The organism is Rhizobium sp. AAP116 (assembly GCF_001295785.1).
Classification (GTDB): Bacteria; Pseudomonadota; Alphaproteobacteria; order Rhizobiales; family Rhizobiaceae; genus Allorhizobium.
In genome coordinates, this window is the sequence record NZ_LJIB01000025.1 from 89,686 (window position 1) to 107,084 (window position 17,399).

The 17,399-nt window shown below is 61.3% G+C and carries 14 protein-coding genes; 8 read left to right on the plus strand and 6 right to left on the minus strand.

Annotated features, from left to right (window positions below; translation table 11 throughout):
* Positions 1-14: 14 nt before the first annotated feature.
* The 5 genes from IP85_RS14055 to IP85_RS14075 form a co-directional block, all read right to left on the minus strand.
* Positions 15-1,568, minus strand: a complete 1,554-nt coding sequence (locus tag IP85_RS14055) for a sugar ABC transporter ATP-binding protein (RefSeq protein ID WP_054150307.1) — start codon at positions 1,566-1,568, stop codon at positions 15-17.
* Between the two features lie 100 nt (positions 1,569-1,668).
* Positions 1,669-2,655, minus strand: coding sequence for an ABC transporter substrate-binding protein (locus IP85_RS14060; RefSeq protein ID WP_054150308.1), 987 nt, complete (start codon positions 2,653-2,655; stop codon positions 1,669-1,671).
* A gap of 191 nt (positions 2,656-2,846) precedes the next feature.
* On the minus strand, positions 2,847-3,293 hold the full coding sequence (locus tag IP85_RS14065; RefSeq protein ID WP_054150309.1) for an RbsD/FucU domain-containing protein: 447 nt from the start codon (positions 3,291-3,293) through the stop codon (positions 2,847-2,849).
* A gap of 9 nt (positions 3,294-3,302) precedes the next feature.
* Complete coding sequence (locus tag IP85_RS14070) at positions 3,303-4,322, minus strand: aldo/keto reductase (RefSeq protein ID WP_054150310.1); 1,020 nt, start codon at positions 4,320-4,322, stop codon at positions 3,303-3,305.
* A 28-nt stretch (positions 4,323-4,350) separates the two neighbouring features.
* A complete protein-coding gene (locus IP85_RS14075; RefSeq protein WP_054150311.1) occupies positions 4,351-5,856 on the minus strand; it encodes an altronate dehydratase family protein in 1,506 nt (501 codons plus the stop codon).
* Between the two features lie 250 nt (positions 5,857-6,106).
* Between IP85_RS14075 and IP85_RS14080 the strand changes: the two genes are divergently transcribed.
* Positions 6,107-6,994: a GntR family transcriptional regulator gene (locus IP85_RS14080; RefSeq protein WP_054150312.1), complete on the plus strand. Its 888-nt coding sequence runs from the start codon at positions 6,107-6,109 to the stop codon at positions 6,992-6,994.
* Positions 6,995-6,997: 3 nt separating this feature from the next.
* Positions 6,998-8,086, plus strand: coding sequence for a D-mannonate oxidoreductase (locus IP85_RS14085; RefSeq protein ID WP_054150313.1), 1,089 nt, complete (start codon positions 6,998-7,000; stop codon positions 8,084-8,086).
* Positions 8,087-8,098: 12 nt separating this feature from the next.
* Here the strand turns inward: IP85_RS14085 and IP85_RS14090 are convergent, their stop codons facing one another.
* Entirely contained in the window at positions 8,099-9,022 is a 924-nt protein-coding gene (locus IP85_RS14090; RefSeq protein ID WP_054150314.1) for a helix-turn-helix domain-containing protein, read from the minus strand.
* Positions 9,023-9,172: 150 nt separating this feature from the next.
* Between IP85_RS14090 and IP85_RS14095 the strand changes: the two genes are divergently transcribed.
* From IP85_RS14095 to IP85_RS14120, 6 genes are all read left to right on the plus strand, one after another.
* Positions 9,173-10,405 carry an extracellular solute-binding protein gene (locus IP85_RS14095; protein ID WP_054150315.1) on the plus strand — a complete coding sequence of 411 codons (1,233 nt, stop codon included), beginning with the start codon at positions 9,173-9,175 and terminating at the stop codon, positions 10,403-10,405.
* An 86-nt stretch (positions 10,406-10,491) separates the two neighbouring features.
* A complete protein-coding gene (locus IP85_RS14100) occupies positions 10,492-11,400 on the plus strand; it encodes a sugar ABC transporter permease (protein ID WP_054150316.1) in 909 nt (302 codons plus the stop codon).
* On the plus strand, positions 11,400-12,251 hold the full coding sequence (locus IP85_RS14105) for a carbohydrate ABC transporter permease (protein WP_054150317.1): 852 nt from the start codon (positions 11,400-11,402) through the stop codon (positions 12,249-12,251). The genes IP85_RS14100 and IP85_RS14105 overlap by 1 nt, the downstream gene beginning before the upstream one ends.
* Positions 12,248-14,353, plus strand: coding sequence for an alpha-galactosidase (locus IP85_RS14110; protein WP_054150318.1), 2,106 nt, complete (start codon positions 12,248-12,250; stop codon positions 14,351-14,353). Before IP85_RS14105 ends, IP85_RS14110 begins: the two co-directional genes overlap by 4 nt.
* Positions 14,346-15,437, plus strand: coding sequence for a sn-glycerol-3-phosphate ABC transporter ATP-binding protein UgpC (ugpC, locus tag IP85_RS14115; protein ID WP_054150319.1), 1,092 nt, complete (start codon positions 14,346-14,348; stop codon positions 15,435-15,437). The genes IP85_RS14110 and ugpC overlap by 8 nt, the downstream gene beginning before the upstream one ends.
* Positions 15,437-17,368, plus strand: coding sequence for a beta-galactosidase (locus IP85_RS14120; protein WP_054150320.1), 1,932 nt, complete (start codon positions 15,437-15,439; stop codon positions 17,366-17,368). Before ugpC ends, IP85_RS14120 begins: the two co-directional genes overlap by 1 nt.
* The last annotated feature ends 31 nt before the right edge of the window (positions 17,369-17,399 follow it).

Sequence of the window (17,399 nt, forward strand, 5' to 3'; positions counted from 1 at the left end):
TCGGGGATCTCGTCTCAGACGCCGATCGCCTCGGTCAGCACGTCTTCATGCGATGCGGTTCGATAGTCATGGCTCGCCACCAGTTTCCCCTGACGGAAGACATGCAGTCGGTCGGCCAGTTCGTAGACCTCGGGCAGATAGGACGAGATCAGGATGATGCCTGCACCCTGCTTCAGGAGTTCTGCGAAGAGGCGATAGATCTCCGCCTTGGTGCCGACGTCGACGCCGACGGTCGGCTCATCAAAGATGAAGAGGCGCGCGCCATGGCTCAGCCACTTGCCGATGACGATCTTCTGCTGGTTGCCGCCGGACATGGCAGACGCTAGAACTGCCCGGGTCGGCGTCTTGATCTTCAGGTCGTTGATCTGCTTGTCGGCGTTTCCGGCTTCCAGCTTCGGACTGATGGTGAGGCCACGGCTCAGGCGGCCAAAGACCGGCAGGTTGATGTTGAGGCCGATCGGCAGATTGAGGCAAAGGCCCTGATCGCGGCGGCTTTCGGGGGCGAGCGCAATGCCTAGGTCCATGGCCTTGCGCTCGGTGTCGATGACGACCTTCTTGCCGTCCCAGAAGACTTCGCCTGCTATCAGTTTGTGACGGCCGTAGAGGCCGAGCGCAAATTCGCTCCGACCGGCACCGATCAGGCCATAGAGGCCGACGATTTCGCCCGAGCGGACCGAGAGCGAGACATCCGAGAAACCCGGTCCGGAAAGGCCCTTCGCCTCAAGTATGGTGGCGCCGATCGGCAGCTTTTCCTTGTGGTAGATCTGCTCGATCGAACGGTTGATCATCAGTGAGATAAGTTCGGCGTCGTTGGTCTCCCCGATCAGGCGGGTGCCGACATGGGTGCCGTCGCGCAGGACCGAGACGCGGTCGGCGAGCTCGAAGACCTCTTCCATGCGGTGGCTGATATAGACGATCGTCACGCCTTCCGATTGCAGGCGGCGGATGAGGCGGAAGAGCTGGGCAGATTCCTGACGCGTCAGGTAGGCCGTCGGTTCGTCGAAGATTATGAAACGGATACCGCGCATCGCTGCTTTGGCGGTGGCGATCAGCTGCTGTTGACCGATCGTCAGGTTGCCGAGGATCTCGCCGGCGGGAAGATTGAAACCGAGGTCGTCGAGGACGTTTTGCGCAGCCTGCGTCATGGCGCGCTGGCGCATGATTCCACCTGATGACATCTCGTCGCCGAGGAACATGTTGGCTGCGACGGAGAGATGCGAGCAGAGAACGACTTCCTGGTGCACGGCATTGATGCCGCGCTGGATCGCCTCGTTGGGGGTCGCGAGCGCAACCGGCTTGCCGCACCAACGTATTTCGCCCGAAGTGCGTGGAATGACACCGGTCAGAAGCTTGATGAGCGTGGATTTGCCGGCACCGTTTTCGCCGACGATGGCGTGAATCTCTCCGGCGAGGAAACTCACGGTCGCGGGCTTAAGGGCCTCGACGGCACCATACTTCTTCTGCAGGCCGATGAGCTCGAGGATCGGCGTTCCCGGCGGGATGCGATCGGTCTCCAGCAGTTCCGGCGCGTCATCGTGCCGGTGGCTCACATCGTGCAGCGAAGTCATATCATTCCTCCCGTAAATCAGTGGAAGCGGCCGACGCCTCCCGCGTCTGCTGTTTCCGGTTCGGCACGCGCGACGAGCGCCGCGCGTGCCGAAGTCTTGATCAGTTGACCTTCGGGTTCAGAAGGGCGTCGATCTTCGGGTCGGCCATATTGGCCTGGGTCACGAGGTTGGCACCGGTATCGACGAAGGTTTCGACCTTCTCGCCCTTGGAGACGGCGAGTGCCGTCTTCACGCCGTCATAGCCCATGCGATAGGGATCCTGGACGACGAGGCCGGCGAGCACGCCTTCCTTGAGGAAGCCGACGGTCTTCTCATCCGAGTCGAAGCCGATGACCTTGATCTTGTCGCCGAGCTTGTTTTCGGCGATCGCCTGGCCGACGCCCTGCGCCATGATCAGGTTCGAGGCGAAGACGCCAACGATGTTCGGGTTGGCGGTGATCAGGTCGGTCATCATGTTGAGGCCGGTCGTGGCCTGACCATCAGCAAACCGGTCAACCACCACGGTGATGCCCGGATACTTGGTCTTCATCTGGTCGAGGAAGCCTTCACGGCGCTGGTCGAGCGAACCGACGCCCGGCAGACTGGTGATGATGGCGACTTCGCCTTCTTCCTTGCCGGTCGCGGCCTTGATGGCGGCTGCCAGGCCGTCAGCTGCAATGCGGCCACCCTGGACGTTGTCGGTGGTCAAGAACGATGTGAAGGCCTGGGAATCCGCACCAGAGTCGATGCCGATGATCGGAACCGCCTTGGCGGCTTCATCGATCGGCTTGCCGAGGGCCTTGAACTCGGTCGGCGAGATGACGACTGCGGCCGGGCTTCCAGCGACTGCGTTCTCCAGGATGCTAATCTGACCGTTGATGTCGGATTCCGACTGAGCGCCGAGTTCAGGCACGTTGACGCCGAGGTCCTTGCCGGCCTGACGGGCGCCGGCGAGCACGATCTGCCAGTAGAAGGACGTGGTGTCCTTGACGATGATCGGAATGGTCACGTCCTGTGCAAAGGAAGCGGCCGGCATCATTGAGGTCATCATTGCAGCGCCTGCAATACCCATCAGGGCGCGGCGAGTCATGCTCTTCAGAATGGTCATTTGGGTTCTCCTCTCAACGCGTCCTGTTCCTCCGGTGAGATCGATCCGCAGAACGCAACCAGATCGATCTTTTATCGATAAAAAACATTTTATCGAGCACGCTACTCCAGCATTCTGGAGAATGCAAGCGGGCAAAAATGAGCTCCTCCAAACTCGATTTTGCCTTGAAATCCAAGGCTTCCGGGGTCTCCTCAGACCCGATGAACCTCTTCCGGATACACGACACCCTTCTTCAGGATGACGTTGCCGTAGATCCGCAATTCCGTCGTCGCAACGATGTATGCTGCTGTCTGTGCGCGCTCATAGAAGGCGAAGCGCTCAAGGCTTTCCAGCTGGACGTCGCCGGCCAGTCTCGTGATCACCGACTGGAATTCGGCGCAGATTTCCGGAACCGCATGCGGATCGCCGACGACCTGCATGCGCCAGGCCGAATCGTCCACGAACTGATCGAGCGGCATATGGGCGAGGATCGCTTCGAGGATCTCGACGGCACCGACGCCGTCTGCCCTGATAACTGGGGGACCCACTGTGCTTGCCGGAAAGTTGCCGTCGGCGATGACGACCTCGTCGCCATGACCCATAGTCGCAATGGCGTGCAGCAGGTCAGGTCCCAGCAGAGGATGGATGCCCTTCAGCATAGTGCGCTCCTATTCCCTGACAGGCGCATCGCCGAGTGGCGGTGCGACCAGCGTATGTTCCTCGAAGGGAGCAAAGGCGGAAGCCGGCAGTTCCTCTGATGTCAGCGCCATGTTGCGATGAAGGCTTTCCGGCTTTGCCGTGCCGATGATGACAGAGGCAACGGCCGGATGGTGCAGCGGGAACTGCATGGCAAACTGGGCGAGCGGCTTACCGGCCTGCTTCGCCAGGTCTTCCATCGCGCGCACCTTGTCGAGCACTTCGTCGGTTGCTGGGGTGTAGTCGAAATGCGCGCCCGGAACGGCTCCTGTCGCCAGAATGCCCGAATTGAACACGCCGCCGGCGGTGATCGAGGTGCCACGCTTTTCGCAGAGCGGCAGCAGTTCCTCGACGGCGGAGCGATCGAGCAGCGAATAGCGCCCGGCCATCAGGATGACGTCGATATCGATGTCCGCCATCATCTCCAGGCAGGCGGGTACCTCGTTGACGCCGAGACCGAAGGCCTTGATGGCGCCAGAGGATTTGAGTTCGTCGAGCGCCTTGTAACCGCCATCACGGAGCTGCTTCACATAGCGATCGTTGGCCTCGCGGCCATGTGTGTAAACGCCGATATCGTGGACATAGAGAATGTCGATGCGGTTGAGGCCGAGGCGGGCATAGCTGAAATCGACCGAACGCATGATGCCGTCATAGCTGTAGTCGTAGACCAGCTTGAAGGGGAGCGGATCGACGAAGCCGACATTCGGGATCTGGTCCTTTGGTACTGGTGCTAGCAGACGTCCAACCTTGGTCGAGAGCACATAGCTGTCTTCCGGCTTGTCGCGCAGGAAGTCGCCGACATAACGCTCGGCCTGGCCAAAGCCGTAATGCGGCGCCGTATCGAAATAGCGGATGCCGTGATCCCAGGCCGCCTGCAGCGTGCCGATGCCGACATCACGCGGGCAGGGGCGGTAGAGGCCACCAAGCGGGGCCGTGCCGAAGGAGTATTCGGTCACTTCGAGGGCGGTCTTGCCGATGCGTCTCGTCTTCATGCTGATATCCGGATCCCAGTTGTCGAGGTCAGAGCGTGGCACCGAGGTGCCACGGCACGAATTCGTTGTCGCCGTAGCCGAAGAGCTCGCTCTTGGTCTTCTGGCCCGAGGCGGTCTCGATGATCAGGTCGAAGATGTCGCGGCCAAGCCCGGAGACGCTGGCATCACCCGTGGCAATGACGCCGCAATCGATGTCCATGTCCTCTTCCATCGACTTGTAGAGCGCGGTGTTGCTCGTCAGCTTGATGGAGGGCACGGGACGCGAGCCGAAGCAGGAGCCGCGGCCGGTGGTGAAGGCAATCACATTGGCGCCGCCTGCCACCTGGCCGGTCGCCGAGACAGGATCGTAGCCGGGCGTGTCCATGAAAACGAGGCCGTGCTCGGTGACGCGTTCCGCGTAATTGTAAACGGCGGTCAGCGGCGAGCGTCCGCCCTTGGCGACCGCACCGAGCGACTTTTCGAGAATGGTGGTGAGGCCGCCCTTCTTGTTGCCGGGCGAGGGATTGTTGTCGAGGGAGGCGCCGTGCTGGGCGACATAAGCCTCCCACCAGGAGATCAGCCCGTCGAGCTTGACTGCGACCTCTTCGTTCACGGCGCGGCTGCGCAGCAGATGTTCGGCGCCATAAATCTCCGAGGTTTCGGAGAGGATCGCCGTGCCGCCGGCGCCGGCCAGAATGTCGACAGCGACGCCGAGTGCCGGATTTGCGGTAATGCCCGAAAGGCCATCCGAGCCGCCGCATTGCAGGCCGACGATGATTTCGCTGACGGAGATCGGTTCGCGGCGCATCGTGCCGACTTCGGCTGCGATTTCCTTGAGAATCGAAAGGGCGTTTTCGACCGCGCGACGCGAGCCGCCGGCATCCTGGATGTTGAAGTGACGCTTGGAGGCGCCGGCGCCGCTCTGGCCGTACAGGGTGAGCTGATTGACCTCGCAGCCGAGACCGACCATCAGCACGCCGCCAAAATTCACGTGTCTTGTGTAGCCGGCTATCGTTCTGTGCAACGTGCGCATGCCGTCGCCGGTCGAGCTCATGCCGCAGCCCTGATCATGGACGATCGGCACGAAGCCGTCGATGCCCTCGTAATGCGGCAGGATAGTGCGGTTCGCGGCATCCGCGATCGCCCGACAGACGGTGGTGGAACAGTTCACGCTGGCGATGATGCCGATATAGTTGCGGGTGGCAGCGCGTCCGTCGGCGCGGCGATAGCCCATGAAGGTGCGGCCCTTGTCGGCAGCCGTCGCCGTTTCGGGCTGGGCGAGGCCGCTGACCGAGAGGCGATCTTCATCGAAGGCGAGATTGTGGGAATGGACGTGGTCGCCGGCTGCAATGTCCGTGGTCGCCCGGCCGATCGCCTGGGCATATTTGACGACAGGCTCGCCTTTGTGGATGGCTCGAACCGCCACCTTGTGGCCGGGATCAATTTTCGCCGCTGCCGGCGCGCCGCCCGGCAGGACATGCCCGGCGTCGATTGCAACAGTGGTCACGGCAACATTGTCGTCCCGCGACAGCAGGATACAGGCTGGTTTCGACACCCGATGTTTCTCCCATGCGTCCGGCGATACCGGATCCTGTGTTTTGTCTTTTATCGGCAATAGACAGTTTCTCGTCAATGGGTATGATATCGATAAAGAACAATTTGCTCCAGCTCGGAGCGGGAGGAACACAAACCCTTGTCGAAGGAGAGGAAGGCCGCCGCAATCGGTGGTTTTCATTGCGCGGGTTCGCATCTTGCGCCAAGAGGCAAAAGACCGAAGCGCCAGATAACATCAACCAGGCAGATCCATGGCCAAGCAGAACACCGTCTTCAAGGATGCTTACAACCGCACGCTGAAGCTGATCGAGGAAACGGATACGTTGCCCTCGGAGCCGGAGCTCGGCGGTCTGTTAAGCGTCAGCCGGACCACAGTGCGGGCCGTCCTGACGCGTCTCGGTGAGGTCGGGCTGGTGGCCTGGGACAAGCGGTCGAAGACGGTGTTGCGACGGCCGGTCGAGAACGACTATTTCCCCGACGAGGAGACGAACTCGTTGTCGGAGATCATCGAGCGAAGCTTCATGCGCCGGATCCTTGCCGGTGGTGCACAGCCGGGCATGCAGATCAACGAGCTGGAACTGGCCCGCGAGATCGGCATTGGAACGACCAGCGTGCGGGAATTCCTTATCCGCTTCAGCCGCTTCGGGCTGATCGAGAAACGGCCGAACAGCCATTGGGTGCTGAAGGGCTTTACCCGTGAGTTTGCGCTCGAACTCACCGAAGTCCGCGAGATGTTCGAACTGCGCTCTGCGGCTGCTTTCGTCCATCTGGCGGCGGATCATCCGGCCTGGGCGGAGTTGAAGACCGTCGAGGCACAGCACCATGCATTGTTGGCCGAGATCGACACCCGCTATACGGAGTTTTCGGAGCTCGACGAGCGGTTCCACCTGCTCGTCCAGAAGGCCTCGAGTAACCGCTTCATCATCGATTTCTACGACATCATCGCGATCGTCTTCCACTACCACTACCAGTGGAACAAGACGAATGCGCGGGCGCGCAACCAGCGAGCGCTGGAAGAGCATCTCGACTATATCAGCGCGCTCTTTTCCCGCGATCCGGCGGCGATCCAGAAGGCCTGCCGGCAGCACCTGAAATCGGCGCGCGAAACATTGCTGCAATCCATCCAGGAGCCTGCCTGAGCCATGACGACGCCCATCCTGCAATTCGGCACGAGCCGATTTCTCCAGGCGCATGCCGATCTCTTCGTCAGCGAAGCCATGGAGGCCGATAAGGCGCTTGGGCCGATCACCATTGTGCAGACATCGGGTGATCCGGCACGCGCCGGGCGCATCGGTGCGCTGTCGGCGCCGGAGGGCTTTCCGGTGATCATCCGGGGGCTGGTGGAGGGGCAGCCTGTCGAGCGAGAGCTCAGGGTACGATCCGTGACGCGGTCGCTCTCGACCTCCAGCGACTGGGTCGAGGTCAGGCGGGTTTTCGTCGAAGAGGCGAGAGTTGTGCTGAGCAATACCGGAGACAAGGGGTACGCCCTCGTCGAGGGGGACAGTGTCGACGGGGTTCCGCAGTCCTTCCCGATGAAACTTCTGGCGCTGCTCAAGGCACGCTACGAGGCCGGCGCGATGCCGTTGACGATATTGCCCTGCGAGTTGATCTCGCGAAATGGCGAGGTGCTGCGGGACCTCATCGTCGATCTTGCGAGCCGCCATGTTCCCGACGCGACCTTCGTGTCCTGGCTTTCGGAGCGGGTCATCTGGGGCAACACGCTGGTCGATCGCATCGTGTCCGAACCGATCGAGCCGGCGGGGGCGATCGCGGAGCCCTATGCGATCTGGGCGATCGAACGCCAGGCAGGGCTGACGCTGCCCTGCGAGCATCCCTGCATCAAGCTCGTTGACGACCTGACGCCTGATGAGCGGCTGAAGCTGCATATCCTCAACCTTGGCCATACTGTGTTGGCCGATCGCTGGCTGAAGGACAGTCGCCCCGGCGGGGAATGCGTGAAAGATATTCTTGCCGATCCCGCGATCCGGTCGGAACTCGAGTTGATCTACCGGGAAGAGGTTGTCCCTGGTTTTCGCCGGCATGGTCTTGGCGACGAGGCCGAGGCCTATGTCGCGACCACGCTCGAGCGTTTTCTCAATCCCTATCTGGACCACAGATTGTGCGATATCGCTGGCAACCACGCAGAAAAGATCGTCCGCCGCATCATCGGTTTCAAGGACTGGTGCCCTGACGTCGCCATGCCGAAGCTTTCGGCGATTGCCGCTCGATAACGGGATGGCTGCTTAGGTCGGCGGCGCCCCTTTCGAGCGCATGCGACGACGGAAGGCGGTCGGCTTTTCGACAAAACGCTGGCTGAAGGCCTCGTAGAAGCGAGAGACCGATCCGAAGCCGCTTTCGAAGGCGACGTCGGTGATCGAGAGGTCGGTCGAGATCAGCAGGGACTGTGCGGTGTCGAGGCGGTGGCGCACGATCGCCTGGTTGATCGTGTGGCCCACGGCGCGCTTGAAGATCGACATTGCGTAGTTCGGGTGAAGGCCCACCGCATTGCCCACGTCATCTGCGGAGATGTTTTCGAGCGCATGTTCGGCGATGAAGCGCAGCATGCGCTCGATGTGTTCGACGCGCTCGCTGTCATTGGCGCTGAAGCTGGCAATCGCCGAGCCTTCTTCGCGCAGATCCCGCCAGCCGTCCCGTTCGATCCTGAGAACGCGTGCCGTCAATTCGTTGCGCACGATTTCGGTCAGGTTCTCGTCGCCTGCCAGAAGTTCCTCGCGCCAGCGCTGAAAGATATCACGGTCCCAGGAACGGATCTCAAGCGCTTCGATCATCGCGCCGCGAAAGACGGCATCGCGGAAACGGCTCAGATTGGCGAGGCCGAGGAAGACCGACATCGGCACGTAGAGGCAGACGAAGCGTGTGCCTTCCTGTCTGTCGATCACTTGATGCGGGATCATGCCCCAGAAGAGGCAAAGGCGACCCTCGTCCACCGTCAATTCACGGCCATCGAACCAGTAGGTCATGTGGCCCGATAGAACGAAGTTGAGCTCGATCTGGCTGTGCATGTGCGGGCCTGCCATCCGCTGGACCGTCAGATTTTCGCCAGCACAAAACCGGTGATCGCCGAAGATGACGAGCGGGTGTCGCGGGTCATGATCCGGATGGACCGGGACGGACTCGTCCTCCAGAAGCGGCTTCACATGTTCCAAATCTTAGGATCCCGGAAAAGTTCGGTGAAAACTCGGTAGATTATTACGGGTTTGAATCGGATGATCAAGCAGAGCTGAGAAATCCGCTCCGGTGGGATCCGGGGCTAGAGCTCCGGAAATGCCATGCATAACGGTCATAGGGAGGAAAACATGACCTTTTTCAAAAGCCTGAGCGCGATCGCTCTGGGTGCAGTCCTGCTGTCGTCCACCGCGTTTGCCGGTGAAATCACCCTCAACTCGAACCATTCCGACCCGGCGCCGAAAAAGGCGATCGAGGATCTGATCGCGGATTTCCAGGCGGCCAATCCCGACATCACGGTCAAGTGGAACAATTTCGACCACGAGGGCTACAAGTCCGCGATCCGCAACTTCCTGACCGCCGACGCGCCTGACGTCGTTTCCTGGTTCGCCGGCAACCGCATGGAGCCCTTCGTCAAGGCGGGTCTCTTCGAAGACGTGACCGACGTATGGGAAGCCAATGGCCTCAACGACCAGCTGAAGTCCGCTGCACCTTCGATGACCATCGACGGCAAGAAGTGGGGCGTTCCCTATACCTATTACCAGTGGGGTATCTATTACCGTAAGGATATCTTCGCCGAGCAGGGTATCGAGCCGCCGAAGACCTGGGCCGAGTTCCTGGCGGCCAGCGAAAAGCTGAAGTCGGCCGGCATCACCCCGATCACCATCGGCACCAAGGCACTCTGGCCGACGGGCGGCTGGTTCGACTATCTGAACCTGCGCGTCAATGGCTACGAATTCCACATGGAGCTGACCTCGGGCAAGGTTCCCTACACCGACCCGCGTGTGAAGGCTGTGTTCGAAAAGTGGGGCGAACTGGTCAAGGCCGGCTACTTCAATGAAAACCATGCCGCGATCGACTGGCAGGATGCAATCCCGCAGATGGTCCAGGGCAAGGCTGCCATGTATCTGATGGGCAACTTCGCCGTTGCCACGATGAAGGACGGCGGACTGAAGGAAGAGCAGATCGGCTTCATGCAGTTCCCGGAAATCACTGCCGGCATTCCGATGGCAGAGGAAGCGCCGACCGACACCTTCCACATCCCGTCGGGTGCGAAGAACAAGGAAGATGCGAAGAAGTTCCTCGCCTTCGTTGCTTCGCCGGCTGCGCAGTCGAAGATGAATGCCACGCTTGGCCAGCTGCCGGTCAACAACCAGTCGGAAAAGCCGGCTGATCCGTTCCTGCAGGCCGGTTTCGAGATGCTGTCCAACGCCTATGCGCTGGCGCAGTTCTACGATCGTGACGCCGATGCCGAAATGGCAAAGGCCGGCATGGAAGGCTTCCAGGAATTCATGGTCAAGCCTGAGCGTCTGGACGCCATACTGGAGCGCCTCGAAAAGGTTCGCGCCCGCGTCTACAAGTAAGCCATAGAGCTCCCTGCGCCGGGTGCTGTGGGTCTCCCTGGGCCCATGGCATCCGGTTGCCGTTCCCATTCCTCAGAGGTGCCGCCATGAGCAACACCGTTTCCCCGGCTTCCGGTTTCTGGAAGCGCAATCAGCAGACGCTCGCGCCGCTTCTTTTCCTCGCGCCCGGCATGCTGATGTTCGTGATCTATGTTCTGGTCCCGATCTTTCAGTCGATCTGGATCAGCTTCCACGACTGGGACGGCCTGGGCGCAATGACATGGATCGGCGTGGGCAATTACGTCGAATTGCTTGATGACGATTCCTTCTACGTCTCGCTCGAAAACAATCTCATCTGGCTGGTTCTCTATCTTCTTGCGATCCCGGCGGGCCTTGCAGTTGCCCTGTTCCTCAACCAGACGGTCACCGGAATCCGGCTCTACAAGTCGCTCTTCTTCTTCCCCTTCGTGATCAGCCAGGTGGTTGTCGGCCTGATGTTCACCTGGTTCTACGCGCCCGACTTCGGTCTGTTCTCCAAGCTCTTGGAAATGGTCACCGGCGAACAATTCGCCGTGCTCGCCGACGAGCGCTTCGTGACCTATGGTATCATCGTCGCCGGTCTCTGGCCGCAGACGGCCTACTGCATGATCCTCTACCTGACGGGTCTCAACAACATCAATCCAGAGCAGGTCGAAGCTGCCCGCATGGATGGCGCCAAGGGCCTGAAACTGCTGTGGTACGTCATCCTGCCGCAACTCGCACCGGCCACCTTCATTGCCATGGTTGTGACCGTCATCGGCTCGCTGCGCTCCTTCGACCTCGTCTCCATCATGACCGCTGGCGGTCCCTACGGATCGAGCCAGGTGCTGTCCTACTTCATGTATGAGCAGGCTCTGTCCGAATACGGCTTCCGCATGGGTTACGGGGCTTCGATCGCGGTCGTGCTGTTCCTTATCATGATGGTCTTCATCTCGCTCTTCATCGTCCGCATGCTCGCCCAGGAAAGGAACGCCTGATGTTCCCCACTCCGATCCAGAAGGCCTCGCCCTTTGCGCAGACGGCCTATAAGATCCTGCTGCCGGTGGCGCTCGTCCTCTGGCTGTTGCCCTTGATCGGCGTTGCGATCACCTCGGTTCGTCCGGCCGGCGACTTGGCTGCCGGCAACTACTTTGGCATTCCTTCCGGCTTTGCCGGTTTCGAGAACTATTCGGCCGTCTTCAACAACTCGCCGATCGGCTACTACATCCTGAATTCGTTCAAGGTGACGATCCCGACGGTGATCGGCGCGGTGGCGCTCTCCTGCCTCACCGGCTTTGCGCTGGCGGTCTATAAGTTCAAGGGCAATCTCGTCCTGTTCTTCATGTTCGTCGCCGGCAACTTCATCCCGTTCCAGATCCTGATGGTTCCGGTCCGCGACATGACGCTCAGGGCCGGTCTCTACGACACGACCATGGGTCTCGTGCTCTTCCATGTCGCCTTCCAGACCGGCTTCTGCACGCTGTTCATGCGCAATTTCATCAAGGGCTTGCCCTTTGCGCTGATCGAATCGGCGCGGGTCGAGGGTGTCTCCGAATGGCGGATTTTCCGCTACATCGTGCTGCCACTGATGCGTCCGGCGATCGCTGCCTTGTCCGTTCTGATCTTCACCTTCGTCTGGAACGACTACTTCTGGGCAACCGTGCTCGTGCAGGGCCAGCATGCCATGCCGGTGACAGCAGGTCTCTATTCGCTGAACGGCCAGTGGGTTGCCGCCTGGCATCTCGTATCTGCCGGTTCGATCGTGGCAGCGCTGCCGCCGGTCGCCATGTTCTTCCTCATGCAGCGCCACTTCATTGCCGGCCTCACACTCGGAGCGACCAAGGGATGAGTGAAATCGTCATCATCGATTCAGGCCAGCTGGCGCTGAGCCTCCGCCTGCCGGCGCTTGGCATGCCGGAGATCCTGTCCTTCGGCGCGGAACCCGTCGAAGCCGATCCGCTGTTCGAGATCGAGCGTTCCAGCCGGGTCAACGGCATGGACATTGCCGTGCCCTCGAATGTGCTCCTGCCGACGGGCGGCATGGGCTTCTTCGGCTGGCCGGCAATTGCAGGTCACCGCGGGGGCCGTGACTTCGTGGCGCAGTTCGGCGGCTGGACGGTCCTTCGCGACGGCAATCAGACGGTGCTGAAAGCTATAGATTCCGTCGCAAAGCTCGGCATTGCCATCACGCTCACCGCGCATGCGTCAGGCCTGATCTCGATGGCGACGGAGTTAAGCAATCTCGGCGACGCGGATTATCAGCTTGATCGCTGCATGGCGGCGACCGTCCTGGCGCCAGCCGGCGATGTGCAGGTGATGAGCTTCACCGGCATCTGGGGGCGCGAGTTCCAGACGCGGCGCGAGCTTCTCGGCAACGGTACCTGGATCCAGGAAAGCCGGCGTGGACGCACCTCGCATGATCGCTTCCCGATGCTGTTCATCGAAAGCGAGGCCCAAATCTTCGGCGTGACGCTTGGCTTCAGCGGCAACCATCAGATGGTCATCGACCGCACCGATGACGGTCAGCGGCTGGTGCATCTCGGCGAACTCTTCGAACCTGGCGAAATCGTTCTGAAGCCGGGCGAAAGCTATCGCAGTCCGGTCGCTTATGCCGGAGCCGACAGCCAAGACTTCCATGCCTTTGTCCGTGACGAGCTGACCCAATGGCCCGGCGGCAAGATGACTCCGCGCCCGGTGACGCTGAACACCTGGGAAGGCAACTACTTCGACCACCGGATGGACAGCCTGAAGGCGCAAGCGACCGCGACAGCCGAACTTGGCATCGAGCGATTCGTGCTCGACGACGGCTGGTTCGGCAAGCGCGACAACGACACCACGAGCCTCGGCGACTGGGATATCGATGCGCGCAAATATCCCGATGGCCTGAAGCCGCTGGTCGATCATGTCACCGGGCTCGGCATGCAGTTCGGCATCTGGTTCGAGCCTGAGATGGTGAACCCGGTTTCGGAGCTCTACAAGGCGCATCCCGACTGGGCGCTGACGATCGAGGGCCGTCCGGTCCTCGAATCGCGCACCCAGCTGGTGCTGGATCTGACGCGTCCCGAAGTCTCCGACTATCTCTTCGGCAAGATCGACGCGGTGCTGTCCAACCATGCCGTCTCCTACATCAAGTGGGACATGAACCGAGATCTGACGCATGCGGCCGGTCGCGACGGCAAGGCGAAGACTGCCGCCCAGACGCGTGCCGTCTATGCGCTGATGGACCGCATTCGTGCCGCTCATTCCAATGTCGAAATCGAAAGCTGCGCTTCCGGTGGCGGACGCATCGATTACGGCGCCTTGAAGCGCACCCATCGCGTCTGGACGTCCGATTGCACGGATGCGCTGGAACGGCTGGAAATCCAGCGCGGCGCTTCGGTCTTCGTGCCGCCGGAAATTCTCGGCAGTCACATCTCGGCCTCGCCGAACCATCAGACAGGTCGTCGCCACACGCTTGCCTTCCGGGCGCTCGTGGCCATCGCCTATCATCTCGGGGTGGAGCTCAACCCGCTCGAACTCACCGATGAAGAGCGCGACGAACTCAAGGTCTATATCGAGACCTACAAGCGGCTGCGCGATCTCTTCCATGCACCGGGCGCCAGCTTCCGAATGGAGCCGCTCGACGGTCGCTATGTCTGGGGTGCGGCTTCGGCCGAGAAGATCGTGGTCATCGTCGCCCAGGGACCGCAGATGGTGGGCGAACAGCCAGCACCTCTGCGTCTGCCCGATGAGGTCACCCAGTTCGGTGGCCGGTGGCGGATCAAGACCGTGCTGCCGGCAGAACCGCAATTCATCCGTATCTCCGATGGCCAGAAAGCGCTGCTTTCCGGTGCCGTCACCTTCGCGCTTTCCAGTGCCGGACTTGCCGGCCTGCCGCTGCCGATGCTGACGCCCGAAAGCGCTCTTCTCCTCGAACTCGAACCGATCAAGGGAGGCAAGACCCATGGCTGACGTAAGCCTGCGTGGCGTCAAGAAACAGTTCGGCGCGCTCAGCGTCATCAAGGGTGTGGATCTCGACGTCAAGGACGGTGAGTTCTGCGTCTTCGTCGGCCCATCGGGCTGCGGCAAGTCCACGCTTCTGCGCATGATCGCCGGCCTGGAAGACATTACCGCAGGTGCTCTGTCGATCGCTGGCCAGGACATGACCAGCATCGGCCCGTCCGAGCGCGGTGTTGCCATGGTTTTCCAGTCCTATGCGCTTTACCCGCACATGACGGTCGAGGAAAACATTGGTTTCGGCCTGAAGATGACAGGACATCCGAAGACCGAAATCGCGGAACGCACCGCCGTTGCCGCGAAGATGCTGCAGCTCGAGCCGCTTTTGCAGCGCAAGCCTGGCCAGCTTTCGGGCGGTCAGCGCCAGCGCGTGGCGATCGGTCGTGCGATCGTGCGCAATCCGGAAGTCTTCCTGTTCGACGAACCGCTGTCCAACCTTGATGCAGCGCTCCGCGTCCAGATGCGCACGGAGCTTTCCAAGCTGCATCAGGACCTCAAGGCGACGATGATCTACGTCACGCATGACCAGGTCGAGGCCATGACCATGGCCGACAAGATCGTCGTGCTCTCGGCAGGCCAGATCGAGCAGGTTGGTTCGCCGCTCGAGCTTTACCATCGCCCGAACAATCTCTTCGTTGCCGGCTTCATCGGCTCGCCGAAGATGAATTTCCTCAAGGTTCAGGCTTCGACCGCCGATGGTGCTGCCGTGGTGCGTCTGCCTGGCGCCGACATCTCGATCCCGACGCATGGTGCGAGCGTTCCGGCCGGGGAGCTGACCTTCGGCCTGCGTCCCGAGCATATCGACGCGACCGGCAAGGGCGATGTCGTGATCGAAGCGACCGTTAAGCTCGCCGAATATCTGGGTTCGGAGACGCTGTTCTTCGTCACACTCGCCGACGGCTCGGAGCTTTCAGTGAAGGCCGACGGCCTGGCCAGCGAGAAGCCCGGCCAGACGCTGCGCCTCGGCATCAATGCCAAGGCCTGCCATCTGTTCGACAAGGACGGCAAGGCCGTCATCAATGGGGATCTGACACGATAATGCTGGGCGTCTGCTACTATCCGGAACACTGGGACGAAAGCCGGTGGCGAACCGACGCGCGCCGGATGCGCGAACTCGGCATTTCGTTCGTGCGTATCGGTGAGTTTGCCTGGTCTCGTCTTGAGCCCTCGCGCGGCAGTTTCACCTTCGAATGGCTCGACCGGGCGATCGACGTGCTTCACGAAGCGGGCCTCAAGGTCGTGCTCGGTACGCCCACTGCGACCCCGCCCAAGTGGCTGGTGGACGAATGCCCCGATATCATTCCCTATGACGAACAGGGTCGTCCGCGCGGCTTCGGTTCGCGTCGCCATTACACCTTCTCGTCGGAGACCTGGTGGAAGGAAAGCGCCCGGATCGTCGAGATCGTCGCCAAGCGCTACGGGACCCATCCCGGCATCGTCGGCTGGCAGACTGATAATGAATATGGCTGCCATGACACGACCCTCTCGTGGGGCCCTGAAGATCTGAAGAGCTTCAAGCGCTGGCTACGCCTGCGCTACCAGTCGACCGATCAGCTCAACGAAGCCTGGGGTTCGGTCTTCTGGTCGATGGAGCTGACCAGTTTCGACGACGTGGCCCTGCCGAACCTGACGGTGACCGAACCGAACCCGGCGACGCGTCTCGACTTCTGGCGCTTCCATTCAGACCAGGTCGCAGCTTACGACCAGATGCAGTGCGAGATCATCCGCAAGCATTCGCCGGATCGCTGGATCACGCATAACTTCATGGGTTTCGTTTCCGATTTCGACCACTTCAAGGTGGGCGACAATCTCGATCTCGCCTCCTGGGACAGCTATCCGATCGGTTTCGTCGAGAAGTTCCCCTTCACGGAAGACGAGCGCAATCGCTGGGCCGAAACCTCGCATCCCGATATCGCGCCCTATCACCACGATCTCTACCGCGCCGTCGGCAAGGGCCGCTTCTGGGTGATGGAGCAGCAGCCGGGGCCGGTGAACTGGGCGCCGTGGAACCCCGTGCCGAAGCCCGGCATGGTGCGGCTCTGGACATGGGAGGCGCTGGCGCATGGGGCTGACGTCGTCAGCTATTTCCGTTGGCGCCAGGCACCGTTTGCGCAGGAACAGATGCATGCAGGTCTGAACCTGCCCGGGCTCGACGAATGGTCGCCGGGCGGCCGCGAAGCCGTGCAGGTCTCGGAGGAGCTGGCCGCCCTCGGCGCGCTTCCCGAAACGAGCCAGGCACCCGTAGCGCTGGTCTTCGACTATCAGAGCTATTGGTCGACGATGATCCAGCCGCAGGGCAAGGATTTCCGCTACGAGGAACTCTGCTTCCGCTGGTATGAGGCCCTTCGCCATCTTGGTCTGAACGTCGATTTCGTCCGTCCTGGTGCCTCGCTTGAGGGCTATCCGCTGGTCGTGGTGCCCTGCATGACGGAAGTGACCGAAGCGGCACGGGCCGAGCTTGAGAAGGCTGGGGGTGTCGTCGTGATCGGCGCCCGCACGGGTTCGCGCGACCGCAATTTCCGCATCCCTGAAAACCTGCCGCCGGGTCCGCTGGGCGCACTCACGGGCAATCGTGTCATCCAGGTCTCCTCCATGCGTCCGGGTCTCTCGGATGGCGTCTCCGGTGCAGTTTCGGGGCATGCGATCCGTTGGCGCGAATATGTGGAGACCTCGACCTCGGTGCTGGCGACCTTCGAAAACGGCGATCCGGCTCTGACCGAGAAGGGCAATGTACTCTATCTCGCCTGCTGGGCGGATGCTGGTCTCCTGGCCGAGGTGCTCGAGCTTGCAACGAAGAAGGCTGATATTCCGACAATCCGGGTTCCAGATTCGATCCGTATCCGTCGCCGCGGCGATCTCGTCTTCGCCTTCAACTACGGAATGGAAGACTGGACGCTCCCTGAAGGCGCCGATCCGGTGCTTGGCGAGAGCGTGCTGAAACCGCAGGCTGTCGCCGCCTGGCGCGGGTGATCCCGAATGTTTCAAAGGGCCGGCGTCACGC